The organism is Gordonia alkanivorans, from assembly GCF_004011905.1.
GTDB lineage: Bacteria > Actinomycetota > Actinomycetes > Mycobacteriales > Mycobacteriaceae > Gordonia > Gordonia alkanivorans.
Genome location: NZ_CP027114.1, coordinates 1866706 through 1887033 on the forward strand (window position 1 = coordinate 1866706; position 20328 = coordinate 1887033).

The following is a 20328-nucleotide window of genomic DNA, read 5'->3' on the forward strand; positions in this document are numbered from 1 at the left end:
GAACGCGCCTCCAGGGCTTGCGTGTTCGACGCCCAGCGGTCGCGATGTTGGGGTGTGCGATGGCCGCGTCGTTCGCGGTGACCGTGCCCGCCCACGCCGCCACCCCGGCGGCCGGTCCGCCGACACCGGGGATCGCGACGGTGGGTATCCCCACCATGGCGCTCCCGTCCGGGGCACTGCCGGAGCTCCGTCCGGTGTCTCAGGTGGTGGTGTCCACTTCGGTTGGGACCAAACAGGAATCGGTGGTGACGTCGACCTGGCCGCGGGTCGCCACGGGTGAGAGGACGGTTCTCCCGACACCACTGGGCCCCGCCCATCGCGTCGCCGATCAGACCGCGGCGGCCGGTGACGTGGTGCGGATCGGGAACCTCGAACTGCGTCGCCCGCGCGCAGTGTCTCCGCAACTCGCCTCGGACATCAGCGCGGGGTCCGGTGAACTCGTCGCGGGTATCTCCGATGTCCTTCGGAGCAACGGGGTCTCGACCGCGCGTGCGGACAAGGTCGCCGAACAGATGGTCGGCGACGCCGCGGTCGGTGGCGTGATCGGTGCCGGGGTCGCGGCTCCGCTGGCCCTCGCCGTCGGCGGTGTGGTCGGTGGTGGGCTCGGGCTCCTCCTCACGCTGCCGCTCTGGCCGACCGGTCTGGTGTTCGGACCGCTGATCGGAACGGCCGTGGTCGCGACTCTGGTGGCACTCCCGGCTGTGGCGGCCGGCGTGGCCATCGGCGCGGCGCACGGCTACGACAAGGGATGGAAGGTGCCGCTCAACCGCAAGCCGGCAAAGCGGCCCCAGCCGACGACGGCCTCGCTCGACCGGGCCCCGGCCCAGGTGGCCCCGCCACTGCCGGTGTCGGCCCTCAAGCAGCTGACGCCGGTGCCTGCCGTCAAGCAGCAACAGGTGGCCCCGGCGCCTGCGGTGAAGCGCGTGACGCCGACACCCGCGGTGAAGCAGATCGCGCCGTCAGCGCCCGCCCGTCGTGACGCGGTGCCGTGCACGTGGGCTCGGATGGCCGAGGTCGCATTACAGGGAGGTGGCATCGGCAGCTGCTGAGTCGCTTCGAAGGATCGGCCCTGGCGCAGTCACGGACTGCGTCAGGGCCGCTTTTCGTCTCGGCTGCTTCTGTTGGGGCCGTTTGGCTCTGGCTAGGGCTGATGTTCGATCAGCATCCGGATCGCGCCGACGATCGTATCGACGAGACCTTCGGCGGTGTTGCCGCCGAGTTCGCCGCGCTGCTCGTCGGCGCGCATCATGATGACCGACTCCACGAGCCGGAACGGCAGCAGACACCGTTTGTCGGCCGGATCTCCGAGGGCTGCTGCCGTCAGTTCCGCGTACCCGGCCGCGAGTTCCTGTCGTGCGGTTCGGAAATCGACGAAGCGCGGTTCCCCGACCTCGGGCAGCAGGTAGAGCGCCCCGAGATTCCAGCGGGCGCGTGCGAGCTGCTCGACGTCGTAGCGGGCGAGGGTGAGCAGCCGCTCCAGCGCGGGTCCGTCGGCATCGAGCAGGGCGCGGGCCTGCTCGACCGATCCGACGACCGTGGTCTCCAGGAGATGCGCGAGGATGTCGTCCTTGGTGCCGAAGTAGTGGTACATCGAGGCCTGCCTGATGCCCACCGCCTCGGCGATCATCCGAGTCGATGTCCCGGTGTAACCGTGACGGGTGAAGAGCTCGGCCGCGGCGTCGAGGATCTCGTCCCGGGCGGTCTCGCCACGGCGTCTCGACGGGACCAGACGCGGGCGTCCGGGACCGCCGGATGTGGTGGCCGTGCGCGTGCCGGTCGCCATGATTCCTCCTGCTGTGGTGGATGTTCTCGACATAGTTGACCATGCCCGAGAACTCCCGGATGTCGGTGCGATCCCGCGACCTGGGCCGATTAACGCAGTCGTTACCCGCGTTTTCGTGGACGGAACAAAACTGTCAACCGAAAGAAATGTGCGTTCGCTTATCTATCACCTGACAGATACGCGCTCAACGAGGAGCTCCTCGACAGAAAGAACGCATCATGACCACAACCCCGGAAAAGGCCGTCGTGCAACCGGTCACCGCTCCGGCCGGCAACCACGACGCCGACGACCTCTCCGAGTTCGGCTACGACCAGCAGCTTCACCGGTCGCTGGGCAAGTTCGCCTCCTTCGCGGCCGGTTTCTCCTTCGTCTCGATCCTGACCACGGTCTTCCAGTTCTTCGGCCTGGGTTTCGGGTTCGGCGGCCCGGCCTTCTTCTGGACGTGGCCGATCGTCTACGCGGGCCAGTTCCTGGTGGCCCTGTGCTTCGCCGAAATCGCTGCGCGGTACCCGATCTCGGGTGCGATCTACCAGTGGTCGCGCCGCATGGGCGGTGAGGTCATCGGCTGGTTCGGCGGCTGGTTCATGATGATCGCGCAGGTCGTCACCGCCGCCGCGGCGGCCATCGCCCTCCAGGTGGTGCTGCCCTCGGTGTGGATGGGCTTCCAGCTCGTCGGCGACGATCCCACGCTGACCAGCACCAGCGGCGCGTCGAACGCGGTCCTGCTGGGTTCGATCCTGCTGGTGATCGTCACCGCCATCAACTGCGTCGGTGTCACCTGGATGAGCCGCGTCAACAGCATCGGCGTGGTCTGCGAACTCGTCGGCGTGGTCGCGGTGATCCTGGCGCTGTTCACCCACGCACAGCGCGGTCCGGGCGTCGTCTTCGACACCGGCGCCCCCGGTCAGCAGCCCGGTTACATCTGGGCGTTCATCGTCTCGGGCCTGATGGCCGCCTACGTCATGGTCGGATTCGGTTCGGCCGGCGAGCTCGCCGAGGAGACCCGCGACCCGCGTCGCGTCGCACCGCGCACCATCCGTATGGCACTGACGGTCTCGGCCATCGGCGGCGGCCTGATGCTGCTGGGCGCTCTCATGGCCGCGCCGACGCTCAGCGAGGAACTCGCCATCGGCGGCCTGCCCTACGTGCTCGACTCGGTGCTCGGAAGCTTCTGGGGCAAGGTCCTGCTCTGCGACGTCGCGGTGGCGATCTTCATCTGCACCCTCGCCATCCAGACCGCATGCTCCCGCCTGATGTTCTCGATGGCCCGCGACGGCCGCCTCCCGTTCTCGAAGCAACTGGCACACGTCAACTCGCGGACGGGCACCCCGATCGCACCGTCGATCCTCATCGGCGTGCTCTGCATCGGCGTCCTGGTGGTGAACGTCGGCAACTCGGCGATCTTCGCGACGCTCGCCAGCGTGTGCATCATCCTGATCTACCTGGCCTACCTCGCCGTCACCGGTCCGATGCTCTACCGCCGGTTCCAGGGCTGGCCGCAGAAAGGCGGCGTCGACGCCGGTGGCCGGAAACTGTTCAGCCTCGGCCGTTTCGGGATCGTGGTGAACCTCCTCGCCGTGCTCTACGGCGCGTTGATGGTCGTGAACCTGGCCTGGCCGCGTGCCGAGGTCTTCGACCCGGCCGGTGACATGCCGGTCCTGCGCTGGGCCGGACCGATCGTCATCGCGGTCACCGTCCTCGCCGGCATCGCGTGCTTCCCGCGCGGCAAGGAACACCCGAAGCCCGTCACCTTTGCTGCCTGACAACTCCGAGGAGCGTTAGCGGCGCCCCCTTGCTGCCTGAGGTGCGAGGAGCGCAAGCCGCCGGGCTGAGTAAGCGACGAAGGAGCGCATCGAAGTCGACGAGCCTCGAAGGCCCGGTGACCCGAGCTCCCCTACCGCAACCACAACCACATTCCGAGGAGACATCCGACATGACCATCACCGCCACCGGCACCGGCACCACCGCGGGAGCCCGTGAACACGCCCGGTCGCAGGCCGGTCGCATCACCGACAGCATGCCCGTCGTGCCGGCGTCGAACTGGCCGAACCCGCCCGCCGACGTCGACCCCGCCGACCTCACCTGGGCCGAGACCGTGCCCGGTGGGCGGTACACGAGCAAGGTCCTGGCCCGTGGCACCCGGCTGCGCCTGCACGACGTCGCCGGATCGGCCTGCGCGCACCTTCTGCTGTGGCGTGCCGACGCACCCTGGGAGCGTCTGAATGTCGCCGACACCGTGAAGGTTCCGTGGCAGGCCTACCTCGGCACCGGGCACCCGCTGCTGAGTGACCAGGGCCGCGTCCTCGCGACGATCGTCGCCGACGGTTCCGGACACCACGACGCCCTCTGCGGCACCACGACCCTTGTCGCCAACACCGCGAAATACGGGGACGGACACGTTCATTCGGCCAGCCCGGCGGGTCGCGAGATGTTCACCCTCGCCGCGGCGAAGCACGGCCTGACCCCGACCGACGTTGCCCCGTCGGTGTCGTTCTTCCACGGGGTGAAGGTCGACGACGACGGCTCGTTGCGCTCCACCGGGTCCGCGGGTGCCGCCAAGTCGGTGGACCTGATCCTGCACCTGCCGTGCGTCGTGGCGATCGCGAACACCGCACATCCCGTCGATCCGTCGCCGACCTTCGACACCACCTCGCTCGAGGTGCTGGCGTGGAGGGCCCGGCCCGATCTCGACGCCCTGCTCGCCGGCGTCGCCGACACCGATCCCGAGTACCAGCGCGCCGTCGCCAACTCCGAAGATGCCTGGGCCGCAGCTCTTCTCTGAGCGTCCCGACCCGAGAGGAACACACTCATGACCACCACCATCGACTTCGCCACCGCCTCTGCCGCGGAACTCGCGCTCGTGTCCGGAACCGTCGTCTACGACGGACTGGTCGGCGAACGCGGCCCCTGGTCGGGAGTCGTCGCCGCCGGCGACGTGCTCACCATCGTCGACCTCTACGGCAACCAGGCCGTCGACACCCTCTTCTACGGTGCGGCCGACCATGCCAAGCGCTACTCGGCGCAGGCCACGATCGCCGCGCAGGGCAACATCTTCCTGACCGCCGGCACCGTCATCCGCGACCAGGAGGGCGAACCGCTGATGACGATCGTCGCCGACCAGGTCGGCAACCACGACACCGTGGGCGGCGCCTGCTCGCAGGAATCCAACACGCTTCGCTACGGCCACCACACCAAGCATCAGCACGCGTGCGTCGAGAACTTCCTGATCGAGGGCAGTCGCCACGGACTCGGCAAGGCCGACCTGGTCGGCAACGTCAACTTCTTCATGAACGTGCCGGTCGATCCCGACGGCTCCCTCGGCATCGTCGACGGTCTGTCGGCGCCCGGCAAGCGCCTCGCCCTGCGGGCCGACGTCGACACCTTGGTACTGATCTCCAACTGCCCGCAGATCAACAACCCCTGCAACGGATTCGACCCGACCGCGGTCCGCGTCATCGTGACCCGACCCGCGGCCTAGGGCCGTCGCGCCGAAACCCTTACCGCACATCGACCTGCGAGGAACCACACCATGTCTGCCGCCACCGGGCCCGCCACGCCCGCCCCCGTCACCGTCCTGCGGTCCGGTCCGCTGACCACCATCCAGGACTGGCCCGGTCGTATCGGGTACTGGAAGGTCGGGGTCCCGCCGTCCGGGCCCATGGACGACCTGTCATTCCGTCTGGCCAACCTCGCGGTCGGGAACCCCGAGACGGCAGCCGGTCTCGAGGTCACCCTGATGGGCCCGGCGCTGCGGTTCGACGCCGACGCCGTCGTGGCGGTCACCGGCGCGCCGGTGACCGTGACCCTCAACGGAAAGACCGCGCCGCAATGGGTTCCGCTGACGGTGTCGGTCGGTGACGTCCTCGACGTCGGGACTGTGGGGGCGCTCGGCATGCGGGCGTACATCGCGGTGTCCGGTGGTCTCGACGCCGAGGACTACCTCGGGAGCCGTTCGACGTTCACGATGGGTCGATTCGGCGGTCTGGCCGGCCGTCCGCTCGCGGCCGGTGATCGGCTCGCGCTGCTCGGCGCCCCGTCCGGCCCGGCGCGGCGCATCCTCGGTGACGAGCAGCCGGCCTTCACCAACACCTGGCAGCTGGCGGTGACCGTCGGTCCGCACGGCGCACCGGAGTTCTTCACCGAGGCCGACATCGCCGACGTCTTCGCCACCGACTACGAGGTGCACTTCAACTCCGATCGGACCGGCATCCGACTCATCGGTCCCAAGCCACGGTGGGCGCGCAACGACGGCGGCGAGGCAGGTCTGCACCCGTCGAACATCCACGACAACGCGTATTCCGTTGGTGCGCTGGACTTCACCGGTGACACCCCCATCCTGCTCGGTCCCGACGGCCCCAGCCTCGGCGGGTTCGTGTGCCCGGTGACGGTCGTGACCGCCCAGCGCTGGAAGCTCGGCCAGCTCAAGCCCGGTGACACGATCCGCTTCGTGGCCGTGCGCAGCGAGGAGACCGCGTCGCCCAAGGAGACCGGTCTCGGCCGGCGTGCCAGCTTCGTCGACGTCCTGTCCTCGGGCGGCGACGCCGACAACGGCATCCTCGGCTCGACGACGACCGCCGACGGGACCACCTCGGTGACCTACCGGCGTTCCGGTGACGACAACATCCTCGTCGAATACGGCGACATGCAGCTCGATCTGGCCCTGCGCGCCCGTGTGCACGCACTGAGCGAACGCATCGCCGCCGAAAAACCCCGGGGCCTCATCGATCTCACACCGGGTATCCGGTCGCTCCAGGTCAAAGCCGACCCGGACGTGTGGTCACAGTCCCGGATGCTCGAGTGGCTCACCGAATGTGAGAGCCAACTGCCCGCGGCCGAGGATCTCGTGGTGCCCAGCCGAACAGTGCATCTGCCGCTGTCCTGGGACGACCCGGCCACCCGCGAGGCCATCGAGCGCTACATGCTCGGCGTCCGCTCCGACGCTCCGTGGTGCCCGTGGAACATCGAGTTCATCCGCCGCATGAACGGACTCGACTCCGTCGACGACGTCTACCGGACCGTGTTCGACGCCAGCTATCTGGTGCTGGGCCTGGGGGACGTGTACCTCGGTGCGCCCGTTGCGGTCCCGTTGGACCCGCGGCATCGGCTCGTCACCACGAAGTACAACCCCGCCCGGACCTGGACCCCGGAGAACGCGGTCGGCATCGGCGGCGCCTACCTGTGTATCTACGGCATGGAGGGCCCCGGCGGTTATCAGTTCGTCGGACGCACCACGCAGGTGTGGAATCACCGCCACCCGCAGCCGGCTCCCGGCTTCGATCCCGAGCATCCCTGGCTGCTGCGCTTCTTCGACCGCATCTCCTGGTACCCGGTCAGTGCCGAGGAACTTCGCGACATGCGTGCCGATGTCGCGGCCGGCCGAGGGGACAGCACGAAGATCGCCGACGGTGTCTTCTCGCTGGCCGAACACCAGCGGTTCCTGGACGACAACTCCGACGACATCGCCTTCCGGCGGAAAAAAATGGAGATCGCCCGCGCCGAGGAACGTCAGAGATGGTCTGCGCAGGGTGAGTTCGCCGCCGACCTGAGCACGGTCGGGGCCGAGAACGAGGAGCGGGTGGCATGAGCAAGATCGACGAGATCTACACGCGGATCGCCGAGGCGGACCGTCCGGAGGTCTTCATCACGCTGCGTCCGCAGGCGGAGGTCGCTGCCGAGTTCGACGCAGCCCTCGCAACGGGTGGAGCCCTGGCCGGCACGGTCCTCGCGGTCAAGGACAACGTCGACGTCGCCGGGCTGCCGACCACGGCCGCGTGCCCGGGCTACGCCTACACACCCGCCACCGACGCCCCCGTGGTCGCGGCGCTACGGGCCGCCGGTGCGGTGGTGATCGGCAAGACGAACCTCGACCAGTTCGCCACCGGCCTCGTCGGGACACGCAGTCCGTATGGCGCAGTGCGGGATGCACGACGACCCGACCGCGTCTCCGGCGGTTCGAGCTCCGGTTCCGCTGTGGCCGTGGCACTCGGGTTTGCCGACATCGCGATCGGCACCGACACCGCCGGATCCGGCCGCGTACCCGCCGGATTCGCAGGGCTTGTCGGGGTCAAGCCGACGGTCGGGACGGTCTCCACCGACGGCGTCGTACCGGCCTGTGCGAGCTACGACGCCGTGACCATCTTCGCCGCAGACCTGCCGCTCGCCAATCGGGCGATGGCCGCGATGGCCACCGCGCAGGGCCCCCGGCCGTTCAAGTCGTCGGTGCCGCTGGCCGCGCCGGAACGACCCGTCGTCGCCGTGCCCGCCGTACTGCCCGAGCTCGACGAGGCGTGGCGTGCCGCGTTCGCCGAGGCGGTGATGCGGGCCGAGGCAGCCGGCTTCGTGATCAAGACCATCGATCTGTCGCCGTTCCTGGCGGCGGCGAAGCTGCTCTACGAGGACGCGCTCGTCGCCGAACGGCACGACGCCGTCGGCGACTTCTTGGACTCGGCGGACCCGGCCGCCGCCGGAATCGACCCCACCGTCGCCGGGATCATCGGTGCCGCTTCGCGATTCAGTGCCGTCGACCTGCTGCGCGCCCGACGCCGCCTCGCCGAACTCCGGGCAGAGGCCATGGGGGAGTGGGGCGACGCCACCGTGCTGATGGTCCCCACCGCGCCTGCGCACCCGACGATCGCCTCGGTCGCCGCCGACCCGGTCGGCGTCAACTCGCGGATGGGTACGTATACGAACTTCTGCAACCTCTTCGACCTGTGCGGACTCGCCGTGCCGAGTGGTGAGGTCCCCGAAAGCGATGGTAGCCGAGCGCAATTCGGTGTCACCTTCCTCGGCGCTGCGCACGAGGACGCGGTTCTCGTCGACGTGGCGGCCCGGTTCCTCGGCGTTCCCGATGTCGGGGCCTCGTGGGTGGAGACCGAGGAATCGATCGAGCTCGCGGTCTTCGGTGCGCACATGCGGGGCGGCCCGCTCACCCATGAGCTCAGCGAGCGGGGTGCCCGCTGGGCGGGGGAGATCACGACGACCCCGACCTATCGCCTGGTCGCGCTCGACACCATCCCGCCGAAGCCGGGACTGATCCGCGATCCCGCTGCGGGACGGGCGATCCGGGGCGAGGTATGGCGCCTGTCCCCGGCCGCGCTGGGGGAGTTCCTCGCCGCCCTGCCGGAACCGATGATGCTGGGCAAGGTCGAGGTGACCGCCGGGGAGGCGGGACCCGCGCGGTGGATCGTCGGCTTCGGCTGCGCGGCCGACGCCGGTGCTGCGGGAACGGAACTCGATCGCGATCGGTGGTAAAGCGCGTGTCCAGGTGAGTTCCGTATGACACCGAACCCGGAAACCGGGCTCGACGTCATACGGAACCGGGTGCCTTCCAGCGCTTCTCCCACCTGGTCGTTTGTCCAACGGGACGGTTTTGTGCACATGTCTCGTTCCGGCTACCAATTTTCGATTTCCGATGCTTAACTTGCTCAGCGCAAGGGGTGGGAAGAAAGAAAGTTGGACGAGTGACCAGCATGGGGCGGAACGGAACTCAGCGTTCGGAGAAGGTCGCGCGACGCGCGGACCGCAAGCCCAAGCGACAGCATCGCGTCGTCGCGGGTGCTGCCGCGATCGCCACGGTGGCCGCGATCGGCGCCGGGCAGGCGATGGAACCGGCGGCGGCCGAGGCGGCGTTGCTCCCGGATTCCATTCAGAAGCTCGAGACGTGGTCGAAGGGCTTCAACACGGGTAACCCTCTCGGGGAACTGGTCAGCGGTATCGGCAACGGTGCGCTCGCGGACATCGCCGAAGCCTGGCGTATCGAGTCGTGTGTCTCCGGCGGCTCCCGCGATGGCGCCGACTGCTCGCAGTCGAGCACCGATCTCGGTGGCATCGGTATCGCCATCGTGCTTCCCGACCGGATAGAGGTCGTGCCGGTCGGGATCTACGACCCGGTCAAAGGCACCATCGAGTCGATCTCGAACTCGATCCTGGGCGACATCGCGCGTTGGATCGGGCTGGACGTCCCGCGCTCCATCGCCGACGCGCCGGGTACCGATGGCTCGGCGAAGGTCATCGGCAACGGCTTCCAACTGGCGGTGGCGTTCCGCGACGGCGACGCGACCGCAATTTCATACCTCCCGCTCAGCATCGCGACCGCGGGGGCGAGTGACGGCCGCACGGCGAAGTCCTTCGCTCTCCTCGGCATGGCGCACGCCTGGAACACCGGCGCGCTCGACGTGACGGTTCTCGGCCAGAAGGTCACCACGATTCCCGGCATCAAGGGCGTCGGTTGTTACGGCGGTCTCACCGGTGCCTACGCCGATGGCGTCGGAGCGTGTGCGAATGTGCTGGGCACCTTCGACTTCCGCTACCAGCAGCCCAACGGCGAGGTGCAGTTCGCGCTCACCGATCCGACGGCACTGTTCTCGGATCCGACGGGTGTCCTCGGTGACGCCGGACAGGAAGCGCTGCAGGGAATCCTGGCGGCGATCCTCAGCGGTTCCGGCATCGACTTCGACGGCGACTGGATGTCGCTGTCGAAGGACTTCGCCCGCCTGAGCATCGGCGGCGACTACGGCCTGCTGAGCGGCAACTTCCTCCGTCTCACCAGTGATTACGGCTTCACCGGTCCGATCACCGTCGACTGGCTGGGCTCCCAGGTGACGTTCCGTCCGCTGGTCGAGGTGAACGGCGAGTACCGCCCGAACCGCCTCGGCCTCCCGGTCATCACGTTCGGGCAGCTCGACACCGGCGAGATCATCCCGGTCATCCACATCCCGAGCTACGAGTTCCCCTTCGGCATCCCGGCAACCGACGACGCCGTGATCCCGCAGTCGAACACCGTCGCCCGGGTTGCGGCCTCGGCTCCCGCCGAGTTCGCGGCGTCGACCTTCGCGGAACCGGAAACCGCTGAGTTCGTGGGCCCCGATCACGAGGCGTCCGAGGTCGCATCCGACGACTCCGGCAGCAACATCGTCGAGGAGTACGTCGGCAAGCATCGCGCGGCCGACGACGGCTACGAGGGCAAGCACCGCGCCCCCGAGGCGCCCGCCGCCGGGGATTCCGACGCCGGCTCGGACAACGACTCTGACAACAGCAGCGGCGGTGATTCGGGTTCGGGTAGCGGCTCTGACTCCGGCTCCGACGCCGGCAGCGGTTCGGACAGCGGAACCGACTCGGCCGGCGGCTCCGGCTCGCGTAGCGGTTCCGACAGCGACGCAGGCTCGGGTAGCGGTTCCGACAGCGACTCGGGTTCGTCGAGCGGCTCCGGCGCAGAAGCGGCCTGACACCGGCCGCCCACAGACCGGCGCCCCGGCACTGGACTCGATCCGTGCCGGGGCGTCGACCATCTTCCGACCCCCACCCCTGGGCTCGGGGGCTCACCGTCGGTCGACGGATCGGCCTCCGGCGGGCGCGCGTGGGAAGGAACTACCCTGGACGCAACCGGAGCTGGACCAACGGAGCCGAGCAGGGAGGCCGTGATGGCGATCGATCGCGACAGAAGCAGAGCAGTGTCGGAGGTCGTCCGGCAGCATCCGGTGATGAGCCTGGTCGCGGTGTCACCGGGTATCGCCGTGTTCGTGGTCCTGCTGTTGCTCGACCAGACGTTCCTGGCGATCCTGTTCGCCATCCTGGCGGTCGGCGGCGGGGTGTACCTGCTGTCCCGCAAGCGCTGAGCACGACGCCCGCGCGGTGAACCCCGACTCGACGATCGGCGCGGCTACAGTGGTGGCCAATGAGCGCGACCGCATCGCTGCGCGGTGCCGGCGGGCGCATGCGGGTGAAGGGAGTGCGGGCGCATGATCGACGATTCGGGACGTCACCACGGCCGGGCGGCCGGGCGGCCGGGTCACTGACCATGTCCACGCGCGTCGACGCCTACATCTGGGCCATCCGCCTGACCAAGACCCGATCCGCGGCCGGCGCCGCATGCCGCGGAGGCCATGTCCGTGTGAACGGCGTGACCGCGAAACCCGCCCAGCCGGTGGTGCCGGGTGACGAGATCCGCGTCCGGCTCGCCGGACGCGAACGCATCGTCGAGGTCACCAAGACCATCAACAAGCGGGTGTCGGCGCCGATGGCCGCCGAATGCTTCATCGACCGGTCGCCGCCACCGCCGCCCAAGGAGATCCTGGCGAGTCAGCCGCGCCGGGACCGTGGTGCCGGCCGGCCCACCAAACGCGAACGGCGACAACTCGATCGGCTCCGTGACTCGAGCTTTCTCGTCGCCTTCCTCGCCGTCGTCGTGCTACTCGTCGGGGGTTGTTCGGACGACGAGCCGGGCGACCCGAACCGGCCGAACACCCCCGAGGCTCCCGCACAGGCAGGGTCCGGACCGTTCTTCGGCAAGTGCGGCGGGGTGACGCTGGAAGAGGTCACCCGTATCACCGGCTTCGGCGGACTCACCGAGACCGTCAACAACACGTCGGTCTGTGAGTGGGACACCACCGGTTCGCGGACGGGTGCCGTCGCCTCGTTCAACTGGTACCGCGGTTCGCCGATCGGCCGCGAAGAGGCCAACGTCAAGCTGTCGCGCGACGTCACCAACAAACTCGAGATCGACGGCCACCAGGGGTTCATCGGTTACACCCAGTCCGGCCAGATCTGCGAGGTCGGTATGGGATTCGGCGCCGACTTCTTCGAGTGGTCCATCCGGGGCGATGCGGTCCAGGCGCGGCCCATCGAGCAGATCTGCGACGCCGCACGGGAGTTGGCGAAGCTGTCCATCGAGCGTGCCTCATGAGGCGGGCACTGGCGGTCCTCGTTGCGGTCCTCCTCGGCCTGACCGCACTCGTCGGTTGTGCGCGCACGGTCGACGGTGAGCCGGTGCCGGTGGGTGCCGCCGGACAGTCCGGCAGCAGCGACATCGACACCGATCAGTTCGACAAACTGCTCCTCGAATGCGACGTGCTACCCGACGCGATGATCGCCGACGTGGTGGCCGGCGGCGGATTCGCCGAACGGTCCTTCAGCGGTGCGATCTGCCGGTGGCTGGTGTCCGGTGCGACCGACGTTGTCAGCGTGACGTTCAACTGGTTCGAGTGGGGCAACGTCAACCTCGAGAAGGAGACGGCCAAGAAACTCGGCTTCCAGACCGAGAACATCAAGGTCGCCAGTCAGTCCGCCTTCACCCAGCGCAGCCCCGACCGACCCGGAGTCTGCGGCGTCACCGCGCGGGCTCCGAGTCGCGGGATCTTCACCTGGTTCGTCGAACCCCGCAGCGCGCCCGCGGGCGACCCGTGCGAGGCGCCGATCAAGCTGATGGAGTTGTTGCTCCAGGGCGGTCAGTAGCCCCCGGAATCAGGTGGGCAGCGGACCCACCGCCACGCTCGCCGCAACGACGAGCTCGTCGCCGGTTCCGGGCATCATCAGCCACACCGTCAGCCCGTCGCCCTCGCGGACACGACGCAGGGTGAGGCGCGTCCCCGGCACGATCGGCCGCAGGTACTCGATGACGACGCGGTGGGGCATGTCGACGAGATCGGGGTGCTCGACCAGCTCGTCCTCGATGGCCTCGAGGTAGGCGGCGTTGTTGAGGTGCTTGAAGGGGTCGAAGTCGGTGATCCGCAGGACGTGCTCACGGTCGGGGAAGGGGATGTCCTCGGCGGCCGGGGCCTTCTCGGGGTTCATCGACTTCCATCGCAGACGGTGCTCGTCGGTCATCGACGACAACATCTCGAAGGCCTGGTCGGACAGCCGTGACGGCACGCCCTTGTCGTTGACGTTGATCCAGAACGCCTCGGTCTCGATGAGGCCGGCGGGGCGGTCGTCGGGATTGAACCGGTTGGTCTCGTGCTCGGAGGTGAGCCGCACCCGCATGTTGGTCCAGCGGGTCGACAGCGCGCCGCACCAGCGCTGGGCGGTCACCGTCGCCGGCCAGGTGATCGGCCGGATGACGTCGATGATGGTGCGCCGGACGATCCAGAAGGGCTCGGTCCTGCCGAACTCGGTGGCCTCGAGATTGTCGTTGGCGACGTCCTGCAGGTATCGCGCGACGGCGTCGAGCCGTACCCGCATGTCCTGGTCGACATCACCGGTCCGGACCCGGTATCCCGCCTGGTAGAACCGGGCACCCTCCTTGCGGTCGGGTAGTGGTCCCGCTCTCTCGCCTGACGTAACCTGGCTCACTCGAGTCCCTTCGATGGGTCGCAGGTATCTTTGCAGATAAGATACAGTCAAGGCTGAAACTAGAACACGTTCTACGTGTGGAATTACGGAGAAACAGCAGATGGCGCATGTGATTACCCGTCCATGTTGCAACGACGCGAGTTGCGTGAGCGTGTGTCCGGTGAACTGCATCCACCCGACGCCCGACGAGCCGGAGTTCTTGACTGCCGAGGCTCTGTACATCGACCCGGAGACCTGTATCGACTGCGGCGCGTGCATCGACGAGTGCCCGGTCGAGGCGATCGTCCCCGACGATCAGCTCACCGAGCGCGACGAGCCGTACCTGCAGATCAACGCGGACTACTACAAGGACCACGACGTCGAGGGCGGGCTCGTCCCGCCACGCAAGGCGCCGCAGCTGCCCGACCGGGAACTGCACGTCGCGATCGTCGGTGCCGGTCCGGCCGCCTTCTACGCCGCCGAGGAACTCGTCCGCAAACCGGCCATCAAGGTCGACATGTTCGACCGTCTGCCCACGCCCTACGGCCTGGTCCGCGCGGGCGTCGCCCCGGACCACGCCGCCACGAAGGGGGTCGAGAAGACCTTCGCGTCGGTCGCCGCCAAGAAGAACTTCGACTACTACCTCAACGTCGAGGTCGGCAAGCACATCAGCCACGACGAGCTCGTCGCCCGCTACCACGCGGTCATCTACGCGGTGGGCGCCGCGACCGACAAGCGGCTGAACATCGAGGGTGAGGACCTGCGCAACTCCGTCGCGGCCACCCAGTTCGTCGCCTGGTACAACGGCCACCCGGACTTCGCCGACCTCGACGTCGACCTGTCCTCGGAACGGGCTGTCGTCGTCGGCAACGGCAACGTCGCGCTCGACGTGGCGCGCATCCTCGTCACCGACCCCGACGAACTGGCCAAGACCGACATCGCCGACCACGCCCTGGCGAAGCTGCGCGAATCGAACATCACCGAAGTCGTGCTGCTCGGCCGCCGCGGCGTCGCCCAGGCGGCCTACACCAACAGCGAGTTCCTCGCTCTCGGCGACGTCGAGGGCGTCGACGTGGTCATCGATCCCGAGGATCTGGTCCTCGACGAGGGTTCCGAGGCTGCCGTGGCCGATGACACGCTCGACTCGACGATCGCCACCAAGATCCGGCTGGCCCGCGAGTTCGCCGAACGTCCGCAGACACCGGGCAACAAGCGCATCGTCTTCCGTTTCCTGGCATCTCCCGCCGGAATTGCCGGTGACGGCGAAGTGACTACGCTGACGTGCGTGCGCAACGCCTACACCGAAGCCGACGCCGACGCCGCCGGCCGCGTGGCCGTGAAGGCCACCGACGAGCGATTCGACCTCGAGACCGGCCTCCTTCTGCGGGCCATCGGATACCGCGGCGTCCCGGTCACCGACCTCCCCTTCGACGAGGGGCGCGGCGTCGTCCCGAACGCCGGGGGACGCGTGCAGGCCGCGACCGAGGGCGACGTGATGCCGGGGCTGTACGTCACCGGCTGGATCAAACGCGGAGCGACAGGTGGCATCGGCATGAATCGTCTGTGCGGTCAGGAGACGGCACGTGCCGTGATCGACGACTTCGTCGCCGGCGCCATCGGCGATCCGTCGACCCCGCGTGACGATGTCGCCGCACTGTGCGCCGACCGCGGTGCCAACCGCATCGACCTCGCGGGATGGAAGGCCATCGACGCAGCGGAGAAGTCCGCGGGCAAGGCCGCCGGCCGTGCACGGGCGAAGTTCGTCAGCATCTCCGAGTTCGAGGCGGCGGCCGCCGCCGGAGCGCAGTAACCGTGCGGGTTGCACTGCTGTCCTACCGCAGCAAACCTCATTGCGGTGGGCAGGGCGTCTACGTCCGTCACCTCTCCCGCGAGCTCGCGCTGCTCGGGCACAGCGTCGAGATCTTCTCGGGACAGCCGTATCCGGAGCTCGACCAGTCGGCGATCGACGCCGGCGTCACGATCACCAAGGTGCCCAGCCTCGGGCTCTACGACGAGCCGGACCCGTTCCGTACGCCGAAGCTGAGCGAGTACCGCGACTGGATCGACATGCTCGAGGTCGGATCGATGTGGACGGCGAGCTTCGGCGAGCCGCTCACCTTCAGCCTGCGGGTCGCCCGGCTGCTGAAGGAACGGCGCGACGACTTCGACATCGTGCACGACAACCAGTGCCTCGGGTACGGACTGCTCGAGATCCAGAAGGCGGGCTTCCCGCTCATCGCGACGATCCACCACCCGATCACGCGTGACCGCACCCTCGCGGTCAAGGCGGCCAAGAGCTGGCGCAAGATCACCGCGTGGCGCTGGCACTCCTTCCTGCGTATGCAGGGACGCGTCTCGCGCCGGATCCCGGAGCTGCTCACCGTTTCTCGCAGCAGCGAGGTCGACATCCGCAAGGCGTTCGACATCCCGTCGGGCCGCATCACCACGATCCCGCTCGGCGTCGACACCGAGATCTTCACGCCCGGTGCCGACCGCGTCCCGGGCCGGATCGTCTGTGTCGCCAGCGCCGACGCGCCGCTCAAGGGTGTGTCGTACCTTCTGGAGGCGGTTGCGAAGCTCGCTGCCGAGCGTGACGACGTCAAACTGGTACTGGTGTCCAGGTTGGACCCTAATGGGCCGTCTGCCAAGATGATCGAGGATCTCGCGATCGCCGACCGGGTGTCGGTGGTCTCGGGGCTCGAGGACGCCGAGATCGCGGAGCTCCTGGCCTCGGCCGAGGTTGCCTGCGTTCCGTCGCTGTACGAGGGCTTCTCGTTGCCGGCCGTCGAGGCGATGAGCTGTGGGACACCGCTCGTGGCCACTCGCGCCGGTGCGATCCCGGAAGTCGTCGGCACGAGTGAAGAGGCCGCGTTGCTGGTGCCGCCGCGGGATTCCGGGCGCCTCGCACAGGCGATCGGACGACTGTTCGACGACGCCGAACTGCGTGCGCGTCTGGGCTCGGGAGGACGCCGCCGCGCCGAGGAGAACTACAGCTGGGCGGCGGTGGCCGCGAAGACTGCGGCCCACTACGAAACCGTGCTCGCCGGACACCGGCGAGCAACAGAAGGGACATCGAGTGCTGACAGTTGATTTCGACCGTCTGGGCGTGGGCCCGGGCACCAAGGCGATCGACATCGGGGCGGGTCAGGGACGACACTCTTTCGAGATGTTCCGTCGGGGAGCGGATGTCATCGCCTTCGACATGTCGGAGAGTGACATGGCCGACGTCGCGGAGATGTTCGACGCCATGACGGCCGAAGGGCATGTGCCCGCCTCGGCCAAGGCGCGCGCCGAGGTCGGAGATGCGCTGCGTCTTCCTTACGCGGACAACAGCTTCGACGTGGTCCTCATGTCCGAGATCCTTGAGCACATCCCGACGGACGAGGGTGCGATCAGCGAGATGGTCCGCGTCCTCAAGCCCGGTGGCGTGGCCGCCGTGACGGTGCCGCGGTACTGGCCGGAGAAGGTCTGCTGGGCCCTTTCGGACGAATACCACGAGGTCGAGGGCGGACACGTCCGTATCTACAAGGCCTCGGAACTGGCCGACAAGCTGCGCAAGGCGGGCCTCGAGGTCACCGGCATCGATCACGCACACGCCCTTCACGCTCCGTACTGGTGGCTGAAATGTGCTGTCGGCGTGGAGAACAACGACAACCTGCTGGTCAAGGGATATCATCAGCTGCTCGTCTGGGACATGATGAGCAAGCCGTGGCTGACCCGTGTGGGTGAGCAGGTGCTCAACCCGATGATCGGCAAGTCCGTGGCCCTGTATCTCCGTAAGCCCGAGACTGCCGCGTCTTCATGACGGCCGCTCCGGCTGTCCCTGGAGTGGTCACCGCCGAGCAGATGCGCGCCACCGGCGCGGCCATCGTCGGCATGCAGGAGGAATCCGGCGCACTGCCCTGGTTCCCCGGTGGGCAGACCGATCCGTGGGATCACATCGAATCGGCGATGGCGTTGTCGGTGACCGGCTTTCACGCCGAGGCCGAGGCGGCATACGAATGGTCGCGGCGTAAACAGCGAGCCGACGGCTCGTGGCCGATCCGCACCGTGTGCGGCAAGGTCGAAGACGCCGGCACCGACTCCAACTTCTGCGCCTACATCGCGGTCGGGGTCTGGCACCACTACCTGATCACCGGTGACGACGCCTTCCTGCAGCGGATGTGGCCGGTCGTCTGGTCGGCCATCGACTGTGTCCTGCGCTTCCAGCGGGACGACGGCGCGTTCCGGTGGGGCGGCGACCACCGCACCGGCGCGATGTTCGGTGAGGCCCTGATCACCGGCAACGCCAGCATTTTTCAGGCTATCGACTGCGCGATCCGGATCGCGGCCGAGCTGGATCAGCCCGACGCCGCGTGGATCGCCGCGCACACCAAACTCGGTGACGCCATCCGTACGGACACCGCGCGCGACGCCGAGTGGGAGATCTTCACACCTCCGTCCGAACATTCGATGGACTGGTACTACCCGATCCTCGGCGGCGCGGTGCGTGGGGAAGAGGGGCAGAAGCTGATCGCCCGCCGCTGGAACGAGTTCGTCGTCCCCGGCAAGGGTGTGCGTTGCGTCGACCACCGTCCGTGGGTCACCGGTGCCGAAACCTGCGAGCTGGCATTGGCTCTCGACTCGCTCGGCGACACCGCCGACGCCATCGAGCTCATCGCCTCGATTCAGCATCTGCGCGATCCCGACGGATCGTATTGGACCGGACTGGTTTTCGCCGACGGCAAACGCTGGCCGGTGGAGAAGAGCTGCTGGACCTCTGCTGCCGTCGTCCTGGCGGCCGATGCCGTGAGTCGCACCAGTGTCGCCAACGGCATCTTCCGCGATGTCCGTCAGCGGCTGGCCGTCGCGCCCTGATCGCACCCCCTGGTCTCTGTGGCGCCCATCACCTAGACTGGTGTCCAGTCAACCGTCCGATTCTGTTCCGGGCGGCCGCAACGGTGCCCGGGGAGGCCTCATGGAGTTCGGAATCGTGCAGTTCACCAGCGATCGCGGGCTCAAGCCGCACGTGCTCGCGCCGCTGATCGAGAACGCCGGCTTCGCGTCGTACTACGTGCCCGAGCACGGCCACATCCCCACCCGCCGTGACGCCGCGCACCCGCAGACCGGTGACGAGACCCTTCCCGATGACCGGTACATGCGCACCCTCGATCCGTGGACGTCGCTCGCCGCCGCCGCTGCGGTCACCGAGCGCATCCGTCTGGCGACTGCCGTGGCGCTCCCGGTCCAGTCGGACCCGATCACCCTGGCCAAGACGATCGCCACCCTCGACCACATCTCCGGGGGCCGGGTGACCCTCGGCGTGGGATTCGGTTGGAACCTGGACGAACTCGCCGACCACAACGTGCCGCCGAAGCGGCGTCGAACCATGCTGCGCGAGTACCTCGAGGCGATGCGTGCCCTGTGGACGCAGGAAGAAGCCGAGTACAGCGGCGAATTCGTGAACTTCGGGCCGAGCTGGGCGTGGCCCAAGTCGACGCAGGGACACATCCCCGTTCAGGTCGGTGCGGCCGGCAACGAGAAGAACTTCAAGTGGATCGCCCGCAGCGCAGACGGCTGGATCACCACCCCGGGCGAGGAGGACATCGAGGGTTCCGTTGCACTGCTCAAGCGCATCTGGTCCGATGCCGGTCGCGAGGGTGAGCCGGAGATCGTCGTCCTCGACTTCAGGCCGGTGCCGGAGAAGCTCGTGAAGTGGCGCGAGATCGGCGTGACCACAGTGCTTTACGGCTTGCCCGACGACTCGGTGGAACGCGCGACAGGCTACCTGGCGAAGCTGGCCGGAAAACTCGACCTCGCGCCGGCAGCCGTCTAGCGCCGGGTCAGGCGAGCGGGTCGGTACGCAGACCGGGTATCACGAACCGGTCGAGATGGCGCCGGACCTGCTCGGCGTCGTCGATGTCGATCGTCTCGCCCGGCGATGTGCCGAGGCTGATCAGCACGCGCGCAACCCATTCGGCGACCTCGTGCAGGTCGTGTCCGGCGTGGATCTCCCCGCGTCGGGCGGCGGCCTCGATGTACGGGAACCAGAAGCCGGCGAGGTCGGGTACCAGTTTCACGACGCCGACGCCCGCGCATTCGGCGAACTCCGTCGGTTCCTCGGTGCGCAATCGCATGAGGAGGGTTCCGGGGTCGTCGTAGGCGCCGCGCCCGATCCGTACGCCGGCGGTCAGCTGGCCGGCCAGATCGCCGATGTCGTCGAGCGTCGCTCGTGCGTCGCGCCAGAACGATTCCGTCAGCCGCACGATGGTCGCGCCGATCATCGACGGTTTGTCGGGGTAGTGCCGGTACAGCCACGCCCGGGAGACCCCGGCGGACTCGGCGACCTGCTGCATCGTCGTCGCCCGAATGCCTTTTTCGGCCAGCAACTTCTCGGTGGCGTCGAGCAACCGGTCGTGAACCGACGGGTTGGTCGTCTCGGTCACGGGGTCTCCTGCGTCGCTCGTCGCCTGGGTCTGCTCTGTCGTCAGCGCTCCGGCGAAGACTAACAAGCCCGTAGA

The 20328-nt window shown here is 68.2% G+C and carries 18 protein-coding genes; 15 read left to right on the top strand and 3 right to left on the bottom strand.

Annotated features, from left to right (window positions below):
- The first annotated feature begins 59 nt into the window (after positions 1-59).
- Positions 60-1049: a hypothetical protein gene (locus C5O27_RS08480; RefSeq protein WP_244216612.1), complete on the top strand. Its 990-nt coding sequence runs from the start codon at positions 60-62 to the stop codon at positions 1047-1049.
- Between the two features lie 92 nt (positions 1050-1141).
- Here C5O27_RS08480 and C5O27_RS08485 read toward each other — a convergent pair whose 3' ends face one another.
- Complete coding sequence (locus C5O27_RS08485) at positions 1142-1783, bottom strand: TetR/AcrR family transcriptional regulator (RefSeq protein WP_127962470.1); 642 nt, start codon at positions 1781-1783, stop codon at positions 1142-1144.
- A gap of 218 nt (positions 1784-2001) precedes the next feature.
- On the opposite strand from C5O27_RS08485, the gene C5O27_RS08490 reads away from it, so the two are divergent.
- The 9 genes from C5O27_RS08490 to C5O27_RS08530 all read left to right on the top strand — a co-directional run bounded on the left by C5O27_RS08490 (position 2002) and on the right by C5O27_RS08530 (position 13012).
- On the top strand, positions 2002-3546 hold the full coding sequence (locus C5O27_RS08490) for an amino acid permease (protein WP_127962471.1): 1545 nt from the start codon (positions 2002-2004) through the stop codon (positions 3544-3546).
- Between the two features lie 170 nt (positions 3547-3716).
- On the top strand, positions 3717-4565 hold the full coding sequence (locus C5O27_RS08495; protein WP_127962472.1) for an urea amidolyase associated protein UAAP1: 849 nt from the start codon (positions 3717-3719) through the stop codon (positions 4563-4565).
- A gap of 27 nt (positions 4566-4592) precedes the next feature.
- Positions 4593-5261 (top strand): urea amidolyase associated protein UAAP2, encoded by a 669-nt coding sequence (locus C5O27_RS08500; RefSeq protein ID WP_127962473.1) that lies wholly within the window; start codon positions 4593-4595, stop codon positions 5259-5261.
- A gap of 51 nt (positions 5262-5312) precedes the next feature.
- Positions 5313-7367, top strand: a complete 2055-nt coding sequence (locus tag C5O27_RS08505; RefSeq protein WP_127962474.1) for a 5-oxoprolinase/urea amidolyase family protein — start codon at positions 5313-5315, stop codon at positions 7365-7367.
- A complete protein-coding gene (gene atzF, locus C5O27_RS08510) occupies positions 7364-9034 on the top strand; it encodes an allophanate hydrolase (protein WP_127962475.1) in 1671 nt (556 codons plus the stop codon). The genes C5O27_RS08505 and atzF overlap by 4 nt, the downstream gene beginning before the upstream one ends.
- Before the next feature lie 218 nt (positions 9035-9252).
- Positions 9253-11007 (top strand): hypothetical protein, encoded by a 1755-nt coding sequence (locus C5O27_RS08515; protein ID WP_127963800.1) that lies wholly within the window; start codon positions 9253-9255, stop codon positions 11005-11007.
- A 195-nt stretch (positions 11008-11202) separates the two neighbouring features.
- The gene (locus C5O27_RS08520; RefSeq protein ID WP_005201466.1) at positions 11203-11397 is read left to right on the top strand and encodes a hypothetical protein; all 195 of its coding nucleotides are present in this window, start codon (positions 11203-11205) and stop codon (positions 11395-11397) included.
- Between the two features lie 182 nt (positions 11398-11579).
- Positions 11580-12464: a DUF3558 family protein gene (locus C5O27_RS08525; RefSeq protein WP_127963801.1), complete on the top strand. Its 885-nt coding sequence runs from the start codon at positions 11580-11582 to the stop codon at positions 12462-12464.
- Entirely contained in the window at positions 12461-13012 is a 552-nt protein-coding gene (locus tag C5O27_RS08530; RefSeq protein ID WP_127962476.1) for a DUF3558 domain-containing protein, read from the top strand. Before C5O27_RS08525 ends, C5O27_RS08530 begins: the two co-directional genes overlap by 4 nt.
- Positions 13013-13021: 9 nt before the next feature.
- Here C5O27_RS08530 and C5O27_RS08535 read toward each other — a convergent pair whose 3' ends face one another.
- Positions 13022-13849 carry an acyl-[acyl-carrier-protein] thioesterase gene (locus tag C5O27_RS08535; protein ID WP_127962477.1) on the bottom strand — a complete coding sequence of 276 codons (828 nt, stop codon included), beginning with the start codon at positions 13847-13849 and terminating at the stop codon, positions 13022-13024.
- A 100-nt stretch (positions 13850-13949) separates the two neighbouring features.
- Between C5O27_RS08535 and C5O27_RS08540 the strand changes: the two genes are divergently transcribed.
- The 5 genes from C5O27_RS08540 (at position 13950) to C5O27_RS08560 (ending at position 19643) form a co-directional block, all read left to right on the top strand.
- Positions 13950-15638, top strand: coding sequence for an FAD-dependent oxidoreductase (locus C5O27_RS08540; RefSeq protein WP_127962478.1), 1689 nt, complete (start codon positions 13950-13952; stop codon positions 15636-15638).
- Positions 15639-15640: 2 nt separating this feature from the next.
- Positions 15641-16918 carry a glycosyltransferase family 4 protein gene (locus C5O27_RS08545; RefSeq protein ID WP_127962479.1) on the top strand — a complete coding sequence of 426 codons (1278 nt, stop codon included), beginning with the start codon at positions 15641-15643 and terminating at the stop codon, positions 16916-16918.
- Complete coding sequence (locus C5O27_RS08550; RefSeq protein ID WP_006358627.1) at positions 16905-17633, top strand: class I SAM-dependent methyltransferase; 729 nt, start codon at positions 16905-16907, stop codon at positions 17631-17633. Before C5O27_RS08545 ends, C5O27_RS08550 begins: the two co-directional genes overlap by 14 nt.
- Entirely contained in the window at positions 17630-18685 is a 1056-nt protein-coding gene (locus tag C5O27_RS08555; RefSeq protein WP_035755810.1) for a prenyltransferase/squalene oxidase repeat-containing protein, read from the top strand. Before C5O27_RS08550 ends, C5O27_RS08555 begins: the two co-directional genes overlap by 4 nt.
- Positions 18686-18785: 100 nt before the next feature.
- On the top strand, positions 18786-19643 hold the full coding sequence (locus C5O27_RS08560; RefSeq protein WP_035755807.1) for an LLM class F420-dependent oxidoreductase: 858 nt from the start codon (positions 18786-18788) through the stop codon (positions 19641-19643).
- Between the two features lie 7 nt (positions 19644-19650).
- On the opposite strand, the gene C5O27_RS08565 is transcribed toward C5O27_RS08560, so the two are convergent.
- Positions 19651-20253, bottom strand: a complete 603-nt coding sequence (locus C5O27_RS08565) for a TetR/AcrR family transcriptional regulator (RefSeq protein WP_006358624.1) — start codon at positions 20251-20253, stop codon at positions 19651-19653.
- Between the last annotated feature and the right edge of the window lie 75 nt (positions 20254-20328).